A 15,821-nucleotide genomic window follows, 5' to 3' on the forward strand; every position below is an offset into this window, starting at 1 on the left:
GTCGAAAGCCGCCTTTACAAAGGCGGCTAATTACTTTAATCAAGTTTTATTCAAACTCATTTATCGAGAACTACAATACTCTTTTCCTCTAATATGCCATCTTTAAGCATGGCTTCTTTATATCGAATGGTCCAACTATCCGAATTAACATCATAACTTACTTCTTTGATCACTAAAACATCAACACTCGCTAGTTCTTTATCTAGCAAAGCTTTTCGAATAACTTCATCCTGAAATGTATCTGCCCCCTCAGGCTTTTGAGTAGTGGTAATCGATACACCCTCTGCACCTGCTTGGGCTGGATAAGATGTTGCAATGTTACCTTTCAACTTCACTTGAACCTGTTGTCCAACTTTAAGGTTTGACGGTATAGCGGATACCCATATCGCTTCATAATATTCTTTATTTGGATTGGTCTCACTATTAACAGTGCTTACTACTAACGCACGGTGATCTTCTAATTTAGTAATATAACCAAGATGGACATATTCAAATTGACTTTCCTTTTTCACCACTTTTTCTTGCGTAGAACAAGCATTAAGGAAGATTATGGCTATAACAATTGTAGTTAGTGCAATAATTCGTTTCACAATATTCCCCCTTTATGACACGAATGGAATTCAACCTGACAATAGTCTCTAAAGCTCTTTTACCATCTTCAACACTTCAACTTCATAATTTAAATATTTATAGAAATTGACCGCACGCTCATTTTTCATATAGGCATTCAGCACAAGTTGTTTATAGCCTTTTTCGGTTGACCACTGCTCTGCTTTGAGCATAAGAGCCTTGCCAACACCTTTACCTTCACCTTCTGTGGAGACAGCAATGGAGACAATGAACCCTTGTTCTATACCACTTAATAAATCTGTATGTGGCCGTACTTCCACAAAACCAAGTAATTCCCCAGTTTCTGCTTCCGCAACAAACATTTCTGAATGTGGTGACGGATTCGAAACAGATTCATGTGCTAATCTCCGTTGACCTTCTTCTGTTTGCTCAATATCCCGCCAGTTCATCAGTTCAAACTCCATAAAACGTAGTGCAAGACTTATAATAAAATCTTTATCCGATTGTTTAAACGCTCTTATTTTCATCTCATTTCTTCCTTTCTCTTTTTAATTATTAATTTATCATAATATTACTGTCTGTAGAAATTAAAGTATTTTCTTAGTGCTTAGGTTTAAGATAAGCCCCCTGTTTAAGCACTACATACTATCGGCGTACGTTCTTTAATAGGTGATTGGAAATGGAATATAATGAGGAGGACGTAGCCCAAGCGAAGGCGCTAAAGCGTTCTTTTTATTGAACTAACGGGCAGGATAATTCAATCGTTTCTCGAATATTTTCTGAGTTGGATAATTATATGAACTTTGTGAATATAACGTTATCTGAAAGATACGCAATGATTATTTTTTGAAGGGATGATTAAATTGAAGCAAGGGATATTAGTTTTTCTAAATGGAACTTCAAGTTCTGGAAAGACCTCCATATCGACTGAACTGATAAATCAGAAAGAGATTCCTTTTTATCATTTATCAATTGATGATTTTTTTAATAATTACAATGATTTTATTAATAATAAATTTCCAGATGAACCTCCAAGAGAAATAGATCATCAAGTTGTCTCACAAATACTTGATGATTCCATTATCTCAGTGTACCATTCGACAATTAAGTTGCTAGTAGAACTGGGTTTTAATGTAGTAGTAGATACCGTAATCGACAATGACAAGAGGTTTAATGAGTTTCTTGACCAATTTTTCGATCAGCCTACGTTATTTATAGGTGTAATATGCTCGAAAGAAGAACTCATAAGAAGAGAGCAAACGAGAGGAGATAGAAAGATTGGACTAGCAGCTTCACAGTTTAGCAAAGTATATTGTTTTGATGAATATGACCTCGAAGTAAATACTGAAGTGATGAATCCAATAAAATGTGCCGAAAAGATATTACGTTTTATTAAGTCCAATAAGGAATACTCGGTATTTAAGAAATTAAGTAAAAGAAATGTTAGTGATTCCTAGATGTCATATCCAGATAACACCAATAAATAGGCTTTAACCACTTTAGTGCAACATGCTAAAATACCTTAGAGCAAAAAAACCTTGGTGTAGCTGCGGAGAATAAAATCTCGGGAACATCCGTTTTTAAGAGTATGCAGACATACGAGGGTGATAGAGATACTCGCAGAGTTCTATTCTAATGACTTTTCTACCAATATCTCCAAAAATAAGTAAGCGACAATTAAGGATTTGAATTATCCTTAATAAATTTTTCAAAGGTAACTACTTATTTTTTCGTTTGTTAACTTCAATCGTAATGAACTCCGGCAAATAGCTGGGAGTACATCCTTTTGCTACTATTTCATCTTTGTAAAGACCCGTTTTCTCACCAAGTTTAATACAACGTGCACAATACTTCTCATCATAAACGCCTATCCAGCCTGCGGTGAAATTCATAGCCCATTGAACTTCCGGTTCTTCCTGCGTAATATTTGCTTCTAATGTAGATAATAAGTCTGCGGTGTTATCAGGCGGTGTTTGTCCAGTCCATCTCAATCGCGCTTGATAATACCAGAAAGCTCGCCTTTGAAGAGCAGAAGGGCTATTATCCCATGACTCCATCAATGCAATTGTCTTCTTGTCTTTGGTGAGCTGATTAGCCATTAACCAATCCATTAAGGTATTTCGCTCATCAAAAGTGTGAGTCTGCATATCCTTATCAAACTTATTTAGCACTTCTTGTGAAAGAAATTTTTTATCCATAATTAAGATTGCTAATAGTCTGGGCAAAAACTCTTCGGTTGTCCAAAGTTCCATAGCTAGTTCGTGATCTTTTTTAATGTCCTTTGCGATTTTTCGTAAGTCGCCTAGCTTAGTTTTACTGTTGATCTGAGGTAGAATGTTTTCTGTTTTTGAAGAACGTTTTATTTCTGTACTTTTATATTCATTCATTTTATACAACTCCTTTATTAAAGCTCTGTTACATAATATGTCCTTGATGGGATATATCAAGAACTATATTTCGTTACAAGTCTTATTGCAGTGGTGTGCCTCCAATGGTTACCTTTTTAATATTGTAACATTAATAAAGCTTTCTCCAACTACCGCCAGTCTAAAACTTTACTTTCTCAGTTTATCAAGACCTAAATTTATGAAAGTCAGATATAATAAAGGTTCCACATATTAGTCATTTATAATATGTGGAACCCTTTATGTTCAACTATCGTTCATCGTTCCCAGATAGTTTAATTAGTCATAGCGTAATGAACTAATTCTTCATAAACGCCTGATTTTAAAATTTGTTTAGGGAAACTATGCTTTTGCATCCGAGGGTTCAAACAATCTTAGATTTAATCGACTTGTTTCCAATTTTGGACCCATTGACCTCCTAAAAACAAGAAATTGTATCGGAAGTATTATCCATGTAATTATAACTATCCTGCCCGTCCGTTGAACAAAAAGCAGCATCCTATTTCCAAAATTTCTTTTTCTCTCCAGCCTTGCATTGTCAAGCCACATTGACCAATCATTTCGTTTGTTTCTTTTAATACAACAGCCCAAAGTCCAAAACCATACTCTTCATATCTTTTAAGATGTCTGTTAAGCCAATTTTGTGCTTCTTCTAAGTTGAATGCACAGGAACAACTGGAACACCTACTTCATCCAACAGCAAATATCTCTTTTTATTATCTTTAACAATTACTTCTTGTACTCTCACAACAACACCCCCAACGAAAGCCTTTCTCCTCAAAATATTAAATAAATTATACTATGCTTTAAACCCATAGTTTACATTTCCATTAAACAAAAAATAGAGGAGATTAGCTCATATATTGAACTAACCATCCTCTATTTACGTTACTACTAACCCTGTCTAATACTTTATTTTTCAGTCTAATACTATTTTTTATCTGGACAATTACGACGTTAATTTTTATTGAGCAACTGATAGTTCTCCGCACTAAAACGTTAGCCAAACAAAAAGAGGACAAGCTGTTATGGCTTATCCTCACTTATAAATCGCTAAATGCTAATTTATTTTAGAAAGTACTTTCTAAATTATGATGTATAATGAGCGCTGTATACATAGTTTTGACCGGAAAATCCTTGATAATTAATCGCTGCACTAGTTATTTTCAAGTAATATACTTCTCCAGAATTCACGTATTTAGAAGTGTACGCGCCTACTTGTATTACGTTATAGTTGCTGTCTAGTAATTCTGCCTTTAATATATGCGCATTGTTTTTAGGTGTATAATTTAACATAAATAGTACCTGACCTGACTTATGGGCAGTAAATCGATGATAGTTAGTATATGTGTGATCTGATAAATTATAGGGATGTAAAGTGACAGGAATCCCCGATATTGGATCACTTGTCTGTCCCCCACTAGCATTGACAACAGTAACTGAAACGAGAATACTGAGCAAAAATGTAGCAATAAGTACTGAAAAAATAGACTTTCTTTTCATAATCATTAGCCCTCCTTAGAATTTGTTCATTCGTTAAAAGCCGCCTCCGTGAACATTCTAAGGTGTCAATCCTATTATGAATTAATTAGTAAAAAATAGCAACTACGTAACATGTTTCTCCATCCAAATATCTTTAAAATCAATCCAGCCTAATGAATTGACACTTACGCCTTTAATACTTGGATTATAAATTGTATTCCTTTTATTGTGGGTCAGGAAAAGAACATGTGCTTCTTCGCGTAATTTCTCTTCAATTTCCATTAACACCTTCCACCTGCCCATAGCCTCTTTACAAGCTAAAGCGGAATCAATCTTTGTCTTCACCCAGTTTTTAACTTTTTTATCCAGATGTTCACTTATAAAATTACCCGTTTGCTCGAATAACTCTATCATACAAACTTCATCCTCAGCAAAAACGATACAAAACAATAAGCAATCTACGTTATGTAACACTTCTGGCTCACGAATGCTAACAAACGTCTCCACTTGAACGTCAATGTTTACCCCATAAATAGATAATACTTTTTGTAACCAAATAGCATCCTGCTCATGTGTTCCATACGTTCCAATTCGGATTGTTTCACCTTTATAACCTGATTCCTTCAATAGCTGTTTTGCTCTTTCGTAATCAATGTTATCCGATTGACTGTTTGAACGATCATTTGTGAAAAAGCCTACAGCAGGATATTTCCGATGTTCACCTAGTTCCTCTATCATTACGTTTCGATCAACTAAAATATTTATAGCCTTGCGAAATTGTTGTGATTGCACGGGACCTTTTTTTCCCATATTCCATGTTAGAATACCGCAATCATTGCCAATATACTCTTTTCTTTGCCAGCTCTTCTCGACGTGTATATCTCTAACATCATTTTCAACTAGTATCTGCTCCCAAGTCTTTGTGTACAAATGTGTATCTTCCGGCATCGTAACTATAACAACACCATCCAGATGTGCACGACCTTGAAAGTAATGCGGATTTGCTTCCATCGTAAAACGATCTACAGTCCATTTCACGAATCGGAACGGTCCTGTACCGACTGGGTGCTGCCAAAATCGCTCATCTTGATGAACTAACTCATGTGGCACAATGGACATTCCAGGTGAACAAAGAAACCTTAGAAACAACCAGTTGGGGTTATCTAGTTTAATCGTAACTGACCTCTTATTTTTACTTTCAATCGAAACGATTGAACGGACAAACCAACCAGATGCTGCACTCCCTTTAAGGCGTTCAAGTGTGTAAATAACATCATCTGCAATCAATTCCCTACCATGGTGAAAATGAACTCCTCGTCTCAGATGAAACGACCATTCCTTCCCACTCGCATCACATTCCCAAGCATGGGCAAGCGAAGGAACGATTTTCTTCGTTGCTCGATCATATTGTACAAGGCAATCAAACAATTGTTTCACCATATGTGCACTGAAAGAATAATACAGATCCTTTGGATCTAGAGTCAAAATTGGTTTATAAACAGGAAGTCTTAATATATCTGCTTCACTATCATCGATCTGGACCGTTTTGTAACCAAATTGCCCATTCATCCACTCAACAAAATGTTGACGTACTGACGTTCCTTCGCCATACATTTGAATAAGCTCGAATGCGTGCTTATACTCCCCTTTTAGTGCAACCATTTCTGCGAGCTGCAGCAATTTCTCTTCTTTTGTTGCCAAAAAAGTTATTTTCGATCGATTGCCTCGTCCACGACCAGCAGTCCACTCAATTAACCCATCTTCTTCGAGCTTGCGTAGAATTAACTTCACATTTCGCTGCGTACAAAATAAGGCCTCTGATAATTGCTCCAAAGATACATCAAGCGGTATGCCCGCTCCATCTGATTCAGCAATCTTAGAATATAAATGAAGATACCGTTCTTCATTCAACATATGGAAAACCTCCTTTATCTAGAGGAAATATTTGCAAAAGGGGAAATTAATGATTCAGATTATACTCTTTTTATACCCTTTTAGCGAGCACATAATAAAGGTAACAAAGGAGATGAGCAAAATGGAGTTAGAACAATATTTGTCAGAACAACTTAGGAAAGAGAAGCTTGCCAAATTTGAATTGCGTGCAAAACGAGAGGAGTTTGTAGTTTATAAACCGAAGAAGAAGTCGATACTCAGAACAATCTTAGCTTTCTTTAGTCGGGAGAAGCAACATACGCAAGTATTAAAACGATATCAAAAAACAATCAGATGATCGTACTACATGGCAGTATACAAAAAAGGATGTTCCCTAACGTTTCATTAAAAACGAAGAGAACATCCTACCTTTTTCACCCAAAGAAATAACTAATGTAAATCATAATAAGAAGGCCAAAAATAAAGGAATACGTAGCTGGACGTTCATACCCATGACTATGCGTCTCTGGTATAAGTTCTTTATAAACAATAAACAACATCGCTCCTGAAGCGAAAGCAAGCCCGTAACCAATAAGCCATTCAATATAACTCGCGGCAAAATACCCAACAACGGCCGATACAACTTCCATGAGTCCGGTCACCGCTACAATAAGAATTAACTTGATCTTACTCACATTGGATTGTGTCAGAAAGATAGCAAGAACAAGACCTTCAGGTATATTCTGCGCACCAATAGCGACCGCTACCATCGTACCTAATCCTTCACTTGCACTAGCATAACTAAAACCTGTACTCAATCCTTCTGGAATGTTATGGATAAAAAGTGCGAAGATGACGAGCAGTGATTTGGAATCAAATGCACTAATACCTCGCTTCTGTTCAATATCGATATGCGGTATACTTTTTTCTAGTAAATCTAGAACGACAACACCGATAATAAATCCTATTGTTAAAGGGATCAACCCTGATTCCTTAAGCGCTTGTGGTAGAAGTCCAAATGTCGACGTCGATACCATGATGCCTGCGGTAAAAGCAATTAATATATCTTTCCACTTCTCAGAGAGCGAACGTACAAATAATAAAGGCACTGCACCAAGGACAGTTGCCATTGCAGAAATAAAGCTACCGAGTAATGCAGCTGTCATAGTGGAATCGCCCCTTATCGATTTAGTTGCTTCAAGAAGGTTAAATCTCTTTCTTGAATAAATTTCCCAACATATGTCTGCGGTATGTTTTTCTCCATTATTTTTATAGCTTCTTTTAGTGATACCCATCCCGTTGATAATCCACCGGCATGTTCTTCTTCCGTTAACTCGGGATTTTTTTGATCACTATACATTCTAGCTATGTAACAATAAGAAAACTGCATCAGTTCATGTTCATCTCTATATTCAATAATTAATCCAACCTCATCAGTAAGTTCAACGGTTGTGCCCAGCTCTTCTAACACTTCACGATGCAATGCCGCTTCCATCGTTTCACCTGCTTCAATTCCACCGCCAGGAAGCTTATAATAATGATCACCGCTCATATGGATAAGTGCAATTTCATATTTATCGTTAAAAATGATTGCTCTTACTGCGCGTCGGAACCAAAATTTATTGCCATGTCTACGAGATGTACTGTCACGCCCACTTAGACTAAGATCCCGTTCATATAATTCCTTTAACAGCTCCATTACTACTAATCCTTTCTATATGTACGAATTAGCGAGCTACGATTAGCTCAATCCTTCACGAACCATGTTTAAAAAATAATCTTTATGCCTTGGATGGCATGCAATTAAATACGGCTGCTTGCTAGCGACAGTGAATGGGTTACCATCATAATCAATAACAGCCCCACCCGCTTCTTGTGCCATCAGAAGACCGGAATATAAATCTTCACCTTCTGAGTTATAAACGATAATACCGTCGAGATCCCCTCGTGCTAACATAACCCATTGCAAAGTTGGTGCCCATAACCTCATCATCCGTTTTGTATTCAAGTCAATATGATGTCTGAGCTTTACAGCTTTAGCTTCATTTTGCACAGCATGACCTTGAATCCAGCCAAGCCTTGCTTTGTTGAATGCTCCGCCTGGTTCCATCGTTATAGGACGTTGGTTGCAGGTAACACCTCCACCAGATGTCGCTGTGTATAAACGATCCGTCATTGGCTCATAAATAACCGCTAGAACAGGAATAAGATGATGCATTAACGTAATCGATATTCCAAATAGTGGCAAACCTACAGCGAAGTTGTTAGTCCCATCGAGCGGGTCAACTAACCATAACCATTCGCTTTCGTTTTCATTCTCTCCAAATTCTTCCGATCGAATGCGATGTTCCGGGAATACATTTCTAATCTTCGCCAATATGATTGCTTCAGCAAGATGATCCGCTTCGGTAACGATATCGCCATGATCATCCTTTTCTTCAACATGTGCAAGATTTCCAAATTTATCTTTTGTTAGTCTTCCCGCTTCAAAAGCAGCAGCTATAGCTACTTCCATCGCTATTTTAAGCATCCAAATTCCACCTTTATCAAAATGGTTTATGAATTGACTACATTGCTTAAATGGATCTATTGAAACGTACTACCTCATCATACGAAAGATTCCCACCGAAAATATCGAGTGCACTACCTATCGTAAGATCGAGTTTTCCGTTAGATAACGTAAGGAATAACTTCATATCTTCTATCGATCTAGCTCCTCCTGCATAGGTTGTAGGAATGGTAACCCACTTCGCAAGATCACGAACTAAACTTTGCTGAATGCCGCTTTGTTTACCTTCTACATCTACTGCATGCACAAGAAACTCATCACAATAGCTCTCCAAGTAACGAATGTTTGCTTCATTTACTTCAAAGTCGCTAAATTGCTTCCATTGATTCGTAACGACAAACCATTTGCCATCCCGCTCTTTACAGCTTAAATCGATAACAAGTCGCTCCTTGCCTACTTCAGCTACAATGCTCGATAAATTCTCTTCGTTTAGTCGACCATCGCGAAAAATATATGAGGTCACAATGGCATGTGATCCGCCTTGCTTCAAATAATATGCAGCATTTTCCGCTGTAATCCCTCCACCAATTTGAAGACCATTAGGGTAATGCGACAATGCTTGAATTGCTGCTTCTTCATTATGAGGTCCGAGCATAATAACATGACCGCCGGTTAACTCATCTCGCTTAAACAATTCAGCGTAATACGCTGAATCATAGGATGATACAAAGTTTTCAATAATGTCATCATTTAACGTTTCTCCAACGATCTGTTTTACTTTTCCATCATGAAGATCGATACATGGTCTGAATTTCAACGGATTACCCCTATTCTTTTAATTGATCTATTTACATTTTGACATAGACGATTACATCTACGCAATATAAATAGAAGCATCTTAACTAGAATGGATAGCATTCGAGATAAGATGCTTCTATTTGTATATACAACTTAATTACCTTGTTGCTTTTTCTCACTAAAAGATAAGAGCATTAACCCGCTATTTAAGAGAAGAAACCATAACAAGATCGGGTATAACATCTGATAATCGAATAATAATGTTTCCTCAATTACTGCGATAAAAATATAGAGTACAAAATAGGCTGAAGGAATTAGTACAATGATCAACTTGCTAATTTTAACGTAATTTTTCCATTCTGCAGTTTGCTTTGTTTTCATTAACTTGCCACGGATATAGTATAATCCAACAATACCAATTACAGCTGCAATCGATGCAAGTATTAGAGCAAATAATTTTTCATCAAATACTTGATACGTTTGTCCACTCATAACTTGTATTGCGATAATCGGAATTATTAGCATCCATGTTATTACTAGATATCGTCTATCCATATCTTGAGCAAAACCTGATACCATACTAATTACTAAAACGGCTAATAATCCAATCGATATATCTACAATCCCAAACCGAAACCGAAAACTTCGAAATGAAAACTCTGGTTCAATGAAAGCTGGAATTAACAAAATAGCGATAATAAATAGAGTAGATAAAGTAGTAATGAACTTAATAATACGTGTATTTGTTTCTTCTACGTTAGACATTATCTTTTTTTTCAACCTCTCTGTGACTGAATAATTTATTTTACGTTAAGCATACTGAATGGCTCCACCATGGAAATGTAAGCTGAATATCACTTTTCCTTGGTATAAAATCTGCTCCTTACCATTAAAGTGATGAAAATCACCTTCCCAGTTACAAACATACTCAAACTTTTCACTTTTTTTGAAAGCTGGACCTCTGAACGGAGCATCAATACCAACTTCCGTTAAACAAGCATTTAGAAATTCAGGGAAACCTTCAATTGGATCATGTGTATACCCAAAATAGTTCATCGACCACTTTGCAACATCATTTTGCCAAACTACTTCTTGCCCAGAAAAGTGGATTTCCCCATAATAGCTGTCCAAATAGGCAAAATGTTCTCGTTTGTATGGTATATCTTTTGCTCCCGGTCGTGTAGGTTTCGCTTTTTCCCCACTTCCAGATGCATAAGCCGCTCGCTTTGCTTCCACTATAAAAGTCTTAATCGCCAATTCATTGTCAACCAACGCATCAGCACCACCTTCATTTTTTATACTGCATCTATTTTCTTCAAGATTGAGTCTGCAATTTGTTTAAGTAAATCTCTTTGCCTGTTAAGTGACTTCACGTCACGATGTGCTCCGAGCAAAAAGTCTAGATTGTCTAATAGAGGATCTGGGCAAAATGACAACCGTCTCAATTGATTCTCAATCTTTTTGTCGCCAGTGAAGTAAGTTTCATTCAGAGCAAATAGGAGTTGAAAATAGATATGAAGCGTTTGTTGTGCTATACCAGAAGTGTATATCGTATCGCAACGTTTAATTGCACTAAGATAATGGAAGTTATCCAGCCAGAAGGTTCCTCTCCACTTGTTCGTATCAAGGATCGCTTTCTTCAGCTTTGGAGGATATACTTCAATTCGTTTCTTCCAATCTGCGATAATACCGAAACGATCATCCAATGGTTGAATAAAACTTACTTCAGATAAACAAATATAGTTATAATAACCGCTGAGTGTCCAGAAGGTCGGTTCGGAGAATATAGTTCCTTCCAAACAATCTTGAATAGACTTTTCATAGTTCGTATAAGATTTGAGACTCGTCTCAACCTTTATACCTTTAAAGTAAAAATCTGCACATCCACCCCATATTGCAGCATCGATCGGATCGTCGAGATATGGTTCCTGATCTTGATCAGCAATTGCTGCTACAAGTCTTCTACGCTCTTCGAGTGGAACTACACCCTCTGTATATACATAAAAGTCCAAATCAGAATGGATGTCCGAAGTTCCTTTCGCATAAGAACCACCTAATGCTATCGCATATTTACCAGTTAACATCGCTTTAATAGTAGGTAACAATTGATCGATAACGTTAATTACATCATCCTTAATCATCTACTTTCACCTCATTCGCTAGTTAATATCATTTAAATATTTCGCCCCTAGCCAACCCGTCACATTGTTGAACGTATTTAGCCACTTCCTACTATTTCTTCCCATAATGATCTTCCATGATTATACAACTTTTGGAATCTACGAGAAAGTCCTATTCATAAATTTATGCTAGATTTAAGGTTCGTCTCCTAATAACTATTATTTTGCATCTCAAAATTAAGTTGACAAAAATAAATATTTATGATATGATTAAAAGTTTACTAATTTACTTTGTCAATTTCGTTTGATACGATAGCAGTTGACCATCATTATTCGATTGAATGGTTTAATCTAAATAATATGGAGGAATCATCATGCGATCGGAATCCGGTATTGCAATGTTGACAATTTCGGCAGAGATTATGGGAAGAATTGAATCCGTTCATCCAACTTTATTGTGGGATCAAAATGATGTAATTCTCATAGACTCCGCATACCCTGGCCAACTCCCATTGATAATGCAAGAACTGTTAAAAGAGCAGATTAGACTTAAGGATATCAGTCATATTATTATTACTCATCAAGACTTGGATCATATCGGATGTATCCCAGCACTTCTAAAGGAACTAGATAACCAAGTAGAAATTATTGCTTCACCATTAGAAAAACCTTACATTCAAGGAGATCGCATGCTCCTCAAGCTTACTCCATCAGCAGTTGAAGCAGCTGTTCGTTCTTTACCAGAGCATCTCCCATCGGAATGGAAAGCTTCGTTCAGAACTACGTTATTAAATCCTCCACGTTTTAGCGTAAATAAAACCATTTCTCATCTGGAGGAACTTCCATTTTGCGGTGGGATTATTGTCATTGACACACCTGGTCATACACCAGGACATATCAGCTTATTTCATAAACGGACACAAACTCTTATCGCTGCTGATGCACTTAGAGTTGAAAACAATCAATTACTTTTTCCCGATCCACAATTATGTAGCGATTTCGAGCAAGCGAAAGCTTCCGTCAAGCAGTTTCTGGACTTTGATATTACAGAAATTATTTGTCACCATGGAGGAAGTTACTCTAATAATGTTAGAGGGCGTATTAACGAGCTATGTAGCTCTAATTAATACATCAAAAAACCCGATTCATGCTATTAAAGCAGAATCGGGTTTTCGTCTACATGTAATGTTTTCTTATTGATCGGACAGCAAAGCTGGTACTAAGTGTTCAAAGATAAACTTGCGAGAATAGATAGCATCATTTCGTTTCGTTATTTGCTTACGTATGACAATGGAGAGGTCGAACTCAGGAATCATAAGCAAATATTGTCCACCATGCCCAAAGGCAAAGTAACAATCAGCCATTTCGTTATGCTCGAATGGTGAGCACCACCAATGATAGCCGTAACCTCCGTAGATTGGTGGCTCATAATTCATTAGACCGCGATGGTGAAGGCGAGTTGAATCTTTTATCCAGTCTCCCGAGATAATCCGCTGACCTTCCCATACTCCTTCTTGAATAAACAAAGCTCCGAACTTGGCAAGATCTTGTCCACATAGAGACAAACCTGTACCACCTTCGCTAATTCCATTCCGCTCTGACCATTTAGCTGCTCGAAATTGCAATGGCTCGAAGAGGTGTTTTTTCCCATACTGCAGCGCTGACATGCCTGTTGCTTTTGTTAATATGGCCGATAATAGATGCGATCCACCAGAATTGTAGGTGTATGCTTGACCTGGATCATGGATAATTGGTTGCTTCAATGCAAATGTAATGGGATCTTGTGAAGCGCGTAGAGCTTTATAAGGTTTGTCAAAATCCGGCCAATCAAATCCAGGAGTCATCGTGAGTAAATGTTTAATCGTAATCGTATCGCCTTCAGCTCCAACGATTTCGCTGCAACCCAAAATATCAGACATCTTTTGATCCAAGCTCTGCAACTCTCCCTGATCAATTGCTATTCCAATTAAAGCTGACAAGACACTTTTTGTACATGAATATAACGGACCAACTTCATCTTCTCCGTGTCGGTACCATTCATCGACCATGTGAGACTTTTTCATTACAATGACGGTCCCTATTTTCCATTCTTCTAAAAGATCTATCATTGACTTATTTATAACTTTTGTCATTATATCTTATTACCTTTCATCTCATGAAACTTGCCTTGTCCATGTGGTTTTTTGTTGGGCTAACATTACATTGTCGACCCCTGTATGAAATAATAAACAGAGCAATGCAATTACTTTACGTTTGACCCAAAGTTTTAATAAAGTCATTTACATTCGTACATAAAATAATCCGTATTTCGAACAGTTGGAATAGGATGTTTGGAGCTTGGGGAGTGTTTTTCGATAAAAGTAAATAAGGCTAGTAGCAAAATTGAGACTGCTATGTGCGAATTGATTAGCATATATTTAATAGATCTGCTACCTTCACCCTACAATAATGACATCGCATATAATAAAAAGAACATACGTAGTTAACTATTAATCTTTAATTAAGATACATTAGACGTTGAAACCATTTGAGAAGCTGATTGGGCACGACTTAAGCATATATCCAAGCAATAGCGCATAATATGTGACCGGCGTGCTGTTTCTTGTAATTCCCAAAATTGCACATCTTGAAACAAACGAACTAATACGCTCTGAGCTGCTTCGCATGCCGAAGTCTCATCGGAAAGTATCGTTAAACATATCGTATATGTAATGGATTCATAACTTCTAAGTCCATTTACTTTTTGGCCAAATTGCAACATTGCCGCTCCGCCTTTCGTCTTTCAACTAAGCTATTCTTCATTATAGCTCTGTAAATCCGACAAAAAGTTACGAATTGGTTAAAATTGAACATTCAACTTTACGACGAAAGGCTAGTATTCATTCAAATCGAACTATGATACCCTATCGTATATAAAGTGAATAAGAACGTTAGTTGCGATAGAAAAGGAAGCGTGTTGAAAGATGGCATATGACTTATTATTATCGATAATAGAACAGTTTGGTTATGCTGCATTGTTTTTAGTTTTATGCCTTGGCTTAATCGGGCTTCCGATCCCTAATGAAACGGTTGTAATGACTGGTGGAGCCTTAGCAGCAGCTGGCGTTTTATCACCACTGCCAGCCTTTTTAATGACATTTCTCGGAATATGTTCGGCAATGTCATTTGGTTACAGCTTCGGTCGTTTCTCAGGTGCTAAATTGTCCAATTGGTTTCGCAGCAAAAAAAACATAAGCAAGTTTCTCGCTCGCTCTGAAGAACTTAGTGAAAAGTATGGAGGATATGCAATAAGCATCAGTTTATGTCTTCCGTTTCTGCGCCACGCTACTCCTTATGTAATGGGCCTTAACAAAATGAAATATGGTAGATTCGCACTTTTTGCATATCCTTCGGCTTTCGTTTGGACGGCGACCTATTTTATCTTAGGATCACTATTAGGAGATCAAGTACAAGATTTCGCCAACTTAATCACAAATTATGGAACATGGTTACTAGTTGGGTTAGCTGCTGTTGCTGCCGGATATATCATCTTCCGCTTTCAAAAAGCCAAAAACGAGAAAAACAAAATAGAACGACCATTGTAAATATGCTTCTACGTAACTAAGCCCACCGTTGCTTCGGTAATCGCAACGATGGGCTTTTGTTATGTTTTAGCGCTTACTACTCTTCTTCCTGTCTAACGAGCTTTTCCTGTGCCGCGTGAATCAAAACTTCGAACAACTCGTCGTCCTCTTCCAGCTCATTATCTAGCGCTAGGAATTGCTCTTCACTACCAGACTCGTTCAAGAAAAACAACCCGTATCCCCAGTCTGATCCTCTCTTGCTATGTAAAGCTATCTCGTACTCTTGGTCATGTCCTTCAACACTAAATTGAACTTTGCCGACATATCCATCTTCCTTACTGTAAGTCATTGATGCATCAATGATAGTGATGTTTGCCATTATTCGCTTTCCCCTTCCGATCCTTTGCAACATACGCCGCCTTTATCCTATGTAGAATAGCATAGCAAGAAGTGTGACGCAACCTGTCGATATAAGGCAAGAACGCCTACATAAATCCCTGCA

19 protein-coding genes and 1 pseudogene are annotated in these 15,821 nt (G+C 37.3%); 4 read left to right on the plus strand and 16 right to left on the minus strand.

Annotation, left to right across the window (positions count from 1 at the left end; genetic code table 11):
- Positions 1 to 56: 56 nt before the first annotated feature.
- Both I6N90_RS01285 and I6N90_RS01290 read right to left on the minus strand, forming a co-directional pair.
- Positions 57 to 590: a DUF3221 domain-containing protein gene (locus tag I6N90_RS01285; RefSeq protein ID WP_197933710.1), complete on the minus strand. Its 534-nt coding sequence runs from the start codon at positions 588 to 590 to the stop codon at positions 57 to 59.
- 48 nt (positions 591 to 638) lie between these two features.
- Entirely contained in the window at positions 639 to 1,097 is a 459-nt protein-coding gene (locus I6N90_RS01290) for a GNAT family N-acetyltransferase (protein WP_197933711.1), read from the minus strand.
- Between the two features lie 336 nt (positions 1,098 to 1,433).
- Here I6N90_RS01290 and I6N90_RS01295 point away from each other — a divergent pair, with 336 nt between their 5' ends.
- Positions 1,434 to 2,027: a chloramphenicol phosphotransferase CPT family protein gene (locus I6N90_RS01295; RefSeq protein ID WP_197933712.1), complete on the plus strand. Its 594-nt coding sequence runs from the start codon at positions 1,434 to 1,436 to the stop codon at positions 2,025 to 2,027.
- A 261-nt stretch (positions 2,028 to 2,288) separates the two neighbouring features.
- On the opposite strand, the gene I6N90_RS01300 is transcribed toward I6N90_RS01295, so the two are convergent.
- The 4 genes and pseudogenes from I6N90_RS01300 to I6N90_RS01315 all read right to left on the minus strand — a co-directional run bounded on the left by I6N90_RS01300 (position 2,289) and on the right by I6N90_RS01315 (position 6,371).
- Entirely contained in the window at positions 2,289 to 2,957 is a 669-nt protein-coding gene (locus tag I6N90_RS01300) for a DNA alkylation repair protein (RefSeq protein WP_197933713.1), read from the minus strand.
- 482 nt (positions 2,958 to 3,439) lie between these two features.
- A pseudogene (locus tag I6N90_RS01305) lies at positions 3,440 to 3,574 on the minus strand (hypothetical protein); the annotation flags it as partial.
- Positions 3,575 to 4,064: 490 nt separating this feature from the next.
- The gene (locus tag I6N90_RS01310) at positions 4,065 to 4,478 is read right to left on the minus strand and encodes a hypothetical protein (protein WP_197933714.1); all 414 of its coding nucleotides are present in this window, start codon (positions 4,476 to 4,478) and stop codon (positions 4,065 to 4,067) included.
- Positions 4,479 to 4,580: 102 nt separating this feature from the next.
- Entirely contained in the window at positions 4,581 to 6,371 is a 1,791-nt protein-coding gene (locus I6N90_RS01315) for an ABC transporter substrate-binding protein (protein ID WP_197933715.1), read from the minus strand.
- A 121-nt stretch (positions 6,372 to 6,492) separates the two neighbouring features.
- Here I6N90_RS01315 and I6N90_RS01320 point away from each other — a divergent pair, with 121 nt between their 5' ends.
- Positions 6,493 to 6,687 (plus strand): hypothetical protein, encoded by a 195-nt coding sequence (locus tag I6N90_RS01320; RefSeq protein ID WP_197933716.1) that lies wholly within the window; start codon positions 6,493 to 6,495, stop codon positions 6,685 to 6,687.
- 76 nt (positions 6,688 to 6,763) lie between these two features.
- On the opposite strand, the gene I6N90_RS01325 is transcribed toward I6N90_RS01320, so the two are convergent.
- The 7 genes from I6N90_RS01325 to I6N90_RS01355 form a co-directional block, all read right to left on the minus strand.
- Positions 6,764 to 7,495 carry a ZIP family metal transporter gene (locus I6N90_RS01325; protein WP_197933717.1) on the minus strand — a complete coding sequence of 244 codons (732 nt, stop codon included), beginning with the start codon at positions 7,493 to 7,495 and terminating at the stop codon, positions 6,764 to 6,766.
- Positions 7,496 to 7,509: 14 nt separating this feature from the next.
- Positions 7,510 to 8,028, minus strand: a complete 519-nt coding sequence (locus I6N90_RS01330) for an NUDIX hydrolase (RefSeq protein WP_197933718.1) — start codon at positions 8,026 to 8,028, stop codon at positions 7,510 to 7,512.
- A 42-nt stretch (positions 8,029 to 8,070) separates the two neighbouring features.
- Complete coding sequence (locus I6N90_RS01335) at positions 8,071 to 8,859, minus strand: inositol monophosphatase family protein (protein WP_197933719.1); 789 nt, start codon at positions 8,857 to 8,859, stop codon at positions 8,071 to 8,073.
- Between the two features lie 46 nt (positions 8,860 to 8,905).
- Positions 8,906 to 9,655: a phosphoribosylformimino-5-aminoimidazole carboxamide ribotide isomerase gene (gene hisA / locus I6N90_RS01340; RefSeq protein WP_197933720.1), complete on the minus strand. Its 750-nt coding sequence runs from the start codon at positions 9,653 to 9,655 to the stop codon at positions 8,906 to 8,908.
- Between the two features lie 134 nt (positions 9,656 to 9,789).
- Positions 9,790 to 10,401: a hypothetical protein gene (locus I6N90_RS01345; RefSeq protein WP_197933721.1), complete on the minus strand. Its 612-nt coding sequence runs from the start codon at positions 10,399 to 10,401 to the stop codon at positions 9,790 to 9,792.
- Positions 10,402 to 10,446: 45 nt separating this feature from the next.
- Positions 10,447 to 10,908 (minus strand): DUF5680 domain-containing protein, encoded by a 462-nt coding sequence (locus tag I6N90_RS01350; RefSeq protein ID WP_197933722.1) that lies wholly within the window; start codon positions 10,906 to 10,908, stop codon positions 10,447 to 10,449.
- A 23-nt stretch (positions 10,909 to 10,931) separates the two neighbouring features.
- On the minus strand, positions 10,932 to 11,777 hold the full coding sequence (locus tag I6N90_RS01355; protein WP_197933723.1) for a nucleotidyltransferase family protein: 846 nt from the start codon (positions 11,775 to 11,777) through the stop codon (positions 10,932 to 10,934).
- A 353-nt stretch (positions 11,778 to 12,130) separates the two neighbouring features.
- Between I6N90_RS01355 and I6N90_RS01360 the strand changes: the two genes are divergently transcribed.
- A complete protein-coding gene (locus I6N90_RS01360; protein ID WP_197933724.1) occupies positions 12,131 to 12,883 on the plus strand; it encodes an MBL fold metallo-hydrolase in 753 nt (250 codons plus the stop codon).
- A 66-nt stretch (positions 12,884 to 12,949) separates the two neighbouring features.
- Here I6N90_RS01360 and I6N90_RS01365 read toward each other — a convergent pair whose 3' ends face one another.
- Both I6N90_RS01365 and I6N90_RS01370 read right to left on the minus strand, forming a co-directional pair.
- Positions 12,950 to 13,888 (minus strand): serine hydrolase domain-containing protein, encoded by a 939-nt coding sequence (locus I6N90_RS01365; RefSeq protein ID WP_197933725.1) that lies wholly within the window; start codon positions 13,886 to 13,888, stop codon positions 12,950 to 12,952.
- Between the two features lie 368 nt (positions 13,889 to 14,256).
- Positions 14,257 to 14,517, minus strand: a complete 261-nt coding sequence (locus I6N90_RS01370) for a hypothetical protein (RefSeq protein ID WP_197933726.1) — start codon at positions 14,515 to 14,517, stop codon at positions 14,257 to 14,259.
- A gap of 202 nt (positions 14,518 to 14,719) precedes the next feature.
- On the opposite strand from I6N90_RS01370, the gene I6N90_RS01375 reads away from it, so the two are divergent.
- Positions 14,720 to 15,340 carry a DedA family protein gene (locus I6N90_RS01375; protein ID WP_197933727.1) on the plus strand — a complete coding sequence of 207 codons (621 nt, stop codon included), beginning with the start codon at positions 14,720 to 14,722 and terminating at the stop codon, positions 15,338 to 15,340.
- 76 nt (positions 15,341 to 15,416) lie between these two features.
- On the opposite strand, the gene I6N90_RS01380 is transcribed toward I6N90_RS01375, so the two are convergent.
- Complete coding sequence (locus I6N90_RS01380) at positions 15,417 to 15,698, minus strand: hypothetical protein (RefSeq protein WP_197933728.1); 282 nt, start codon at positions 15,696 to 15,698, stop codon at positions 15,417 to 15,419.
- Positions 15,699 to 15,821: the final 123 nt, after the last annotated feature.

The sequence above is a fragment of the Paenibacillus sp. GSMTC-2017 genome (genome assembly GCF_016019935.1).
Lineage (GTDB): Bacteria > Bacillota > Bacilli > Paenibacillales > Paenibacillaceae > Pristimantibacillus.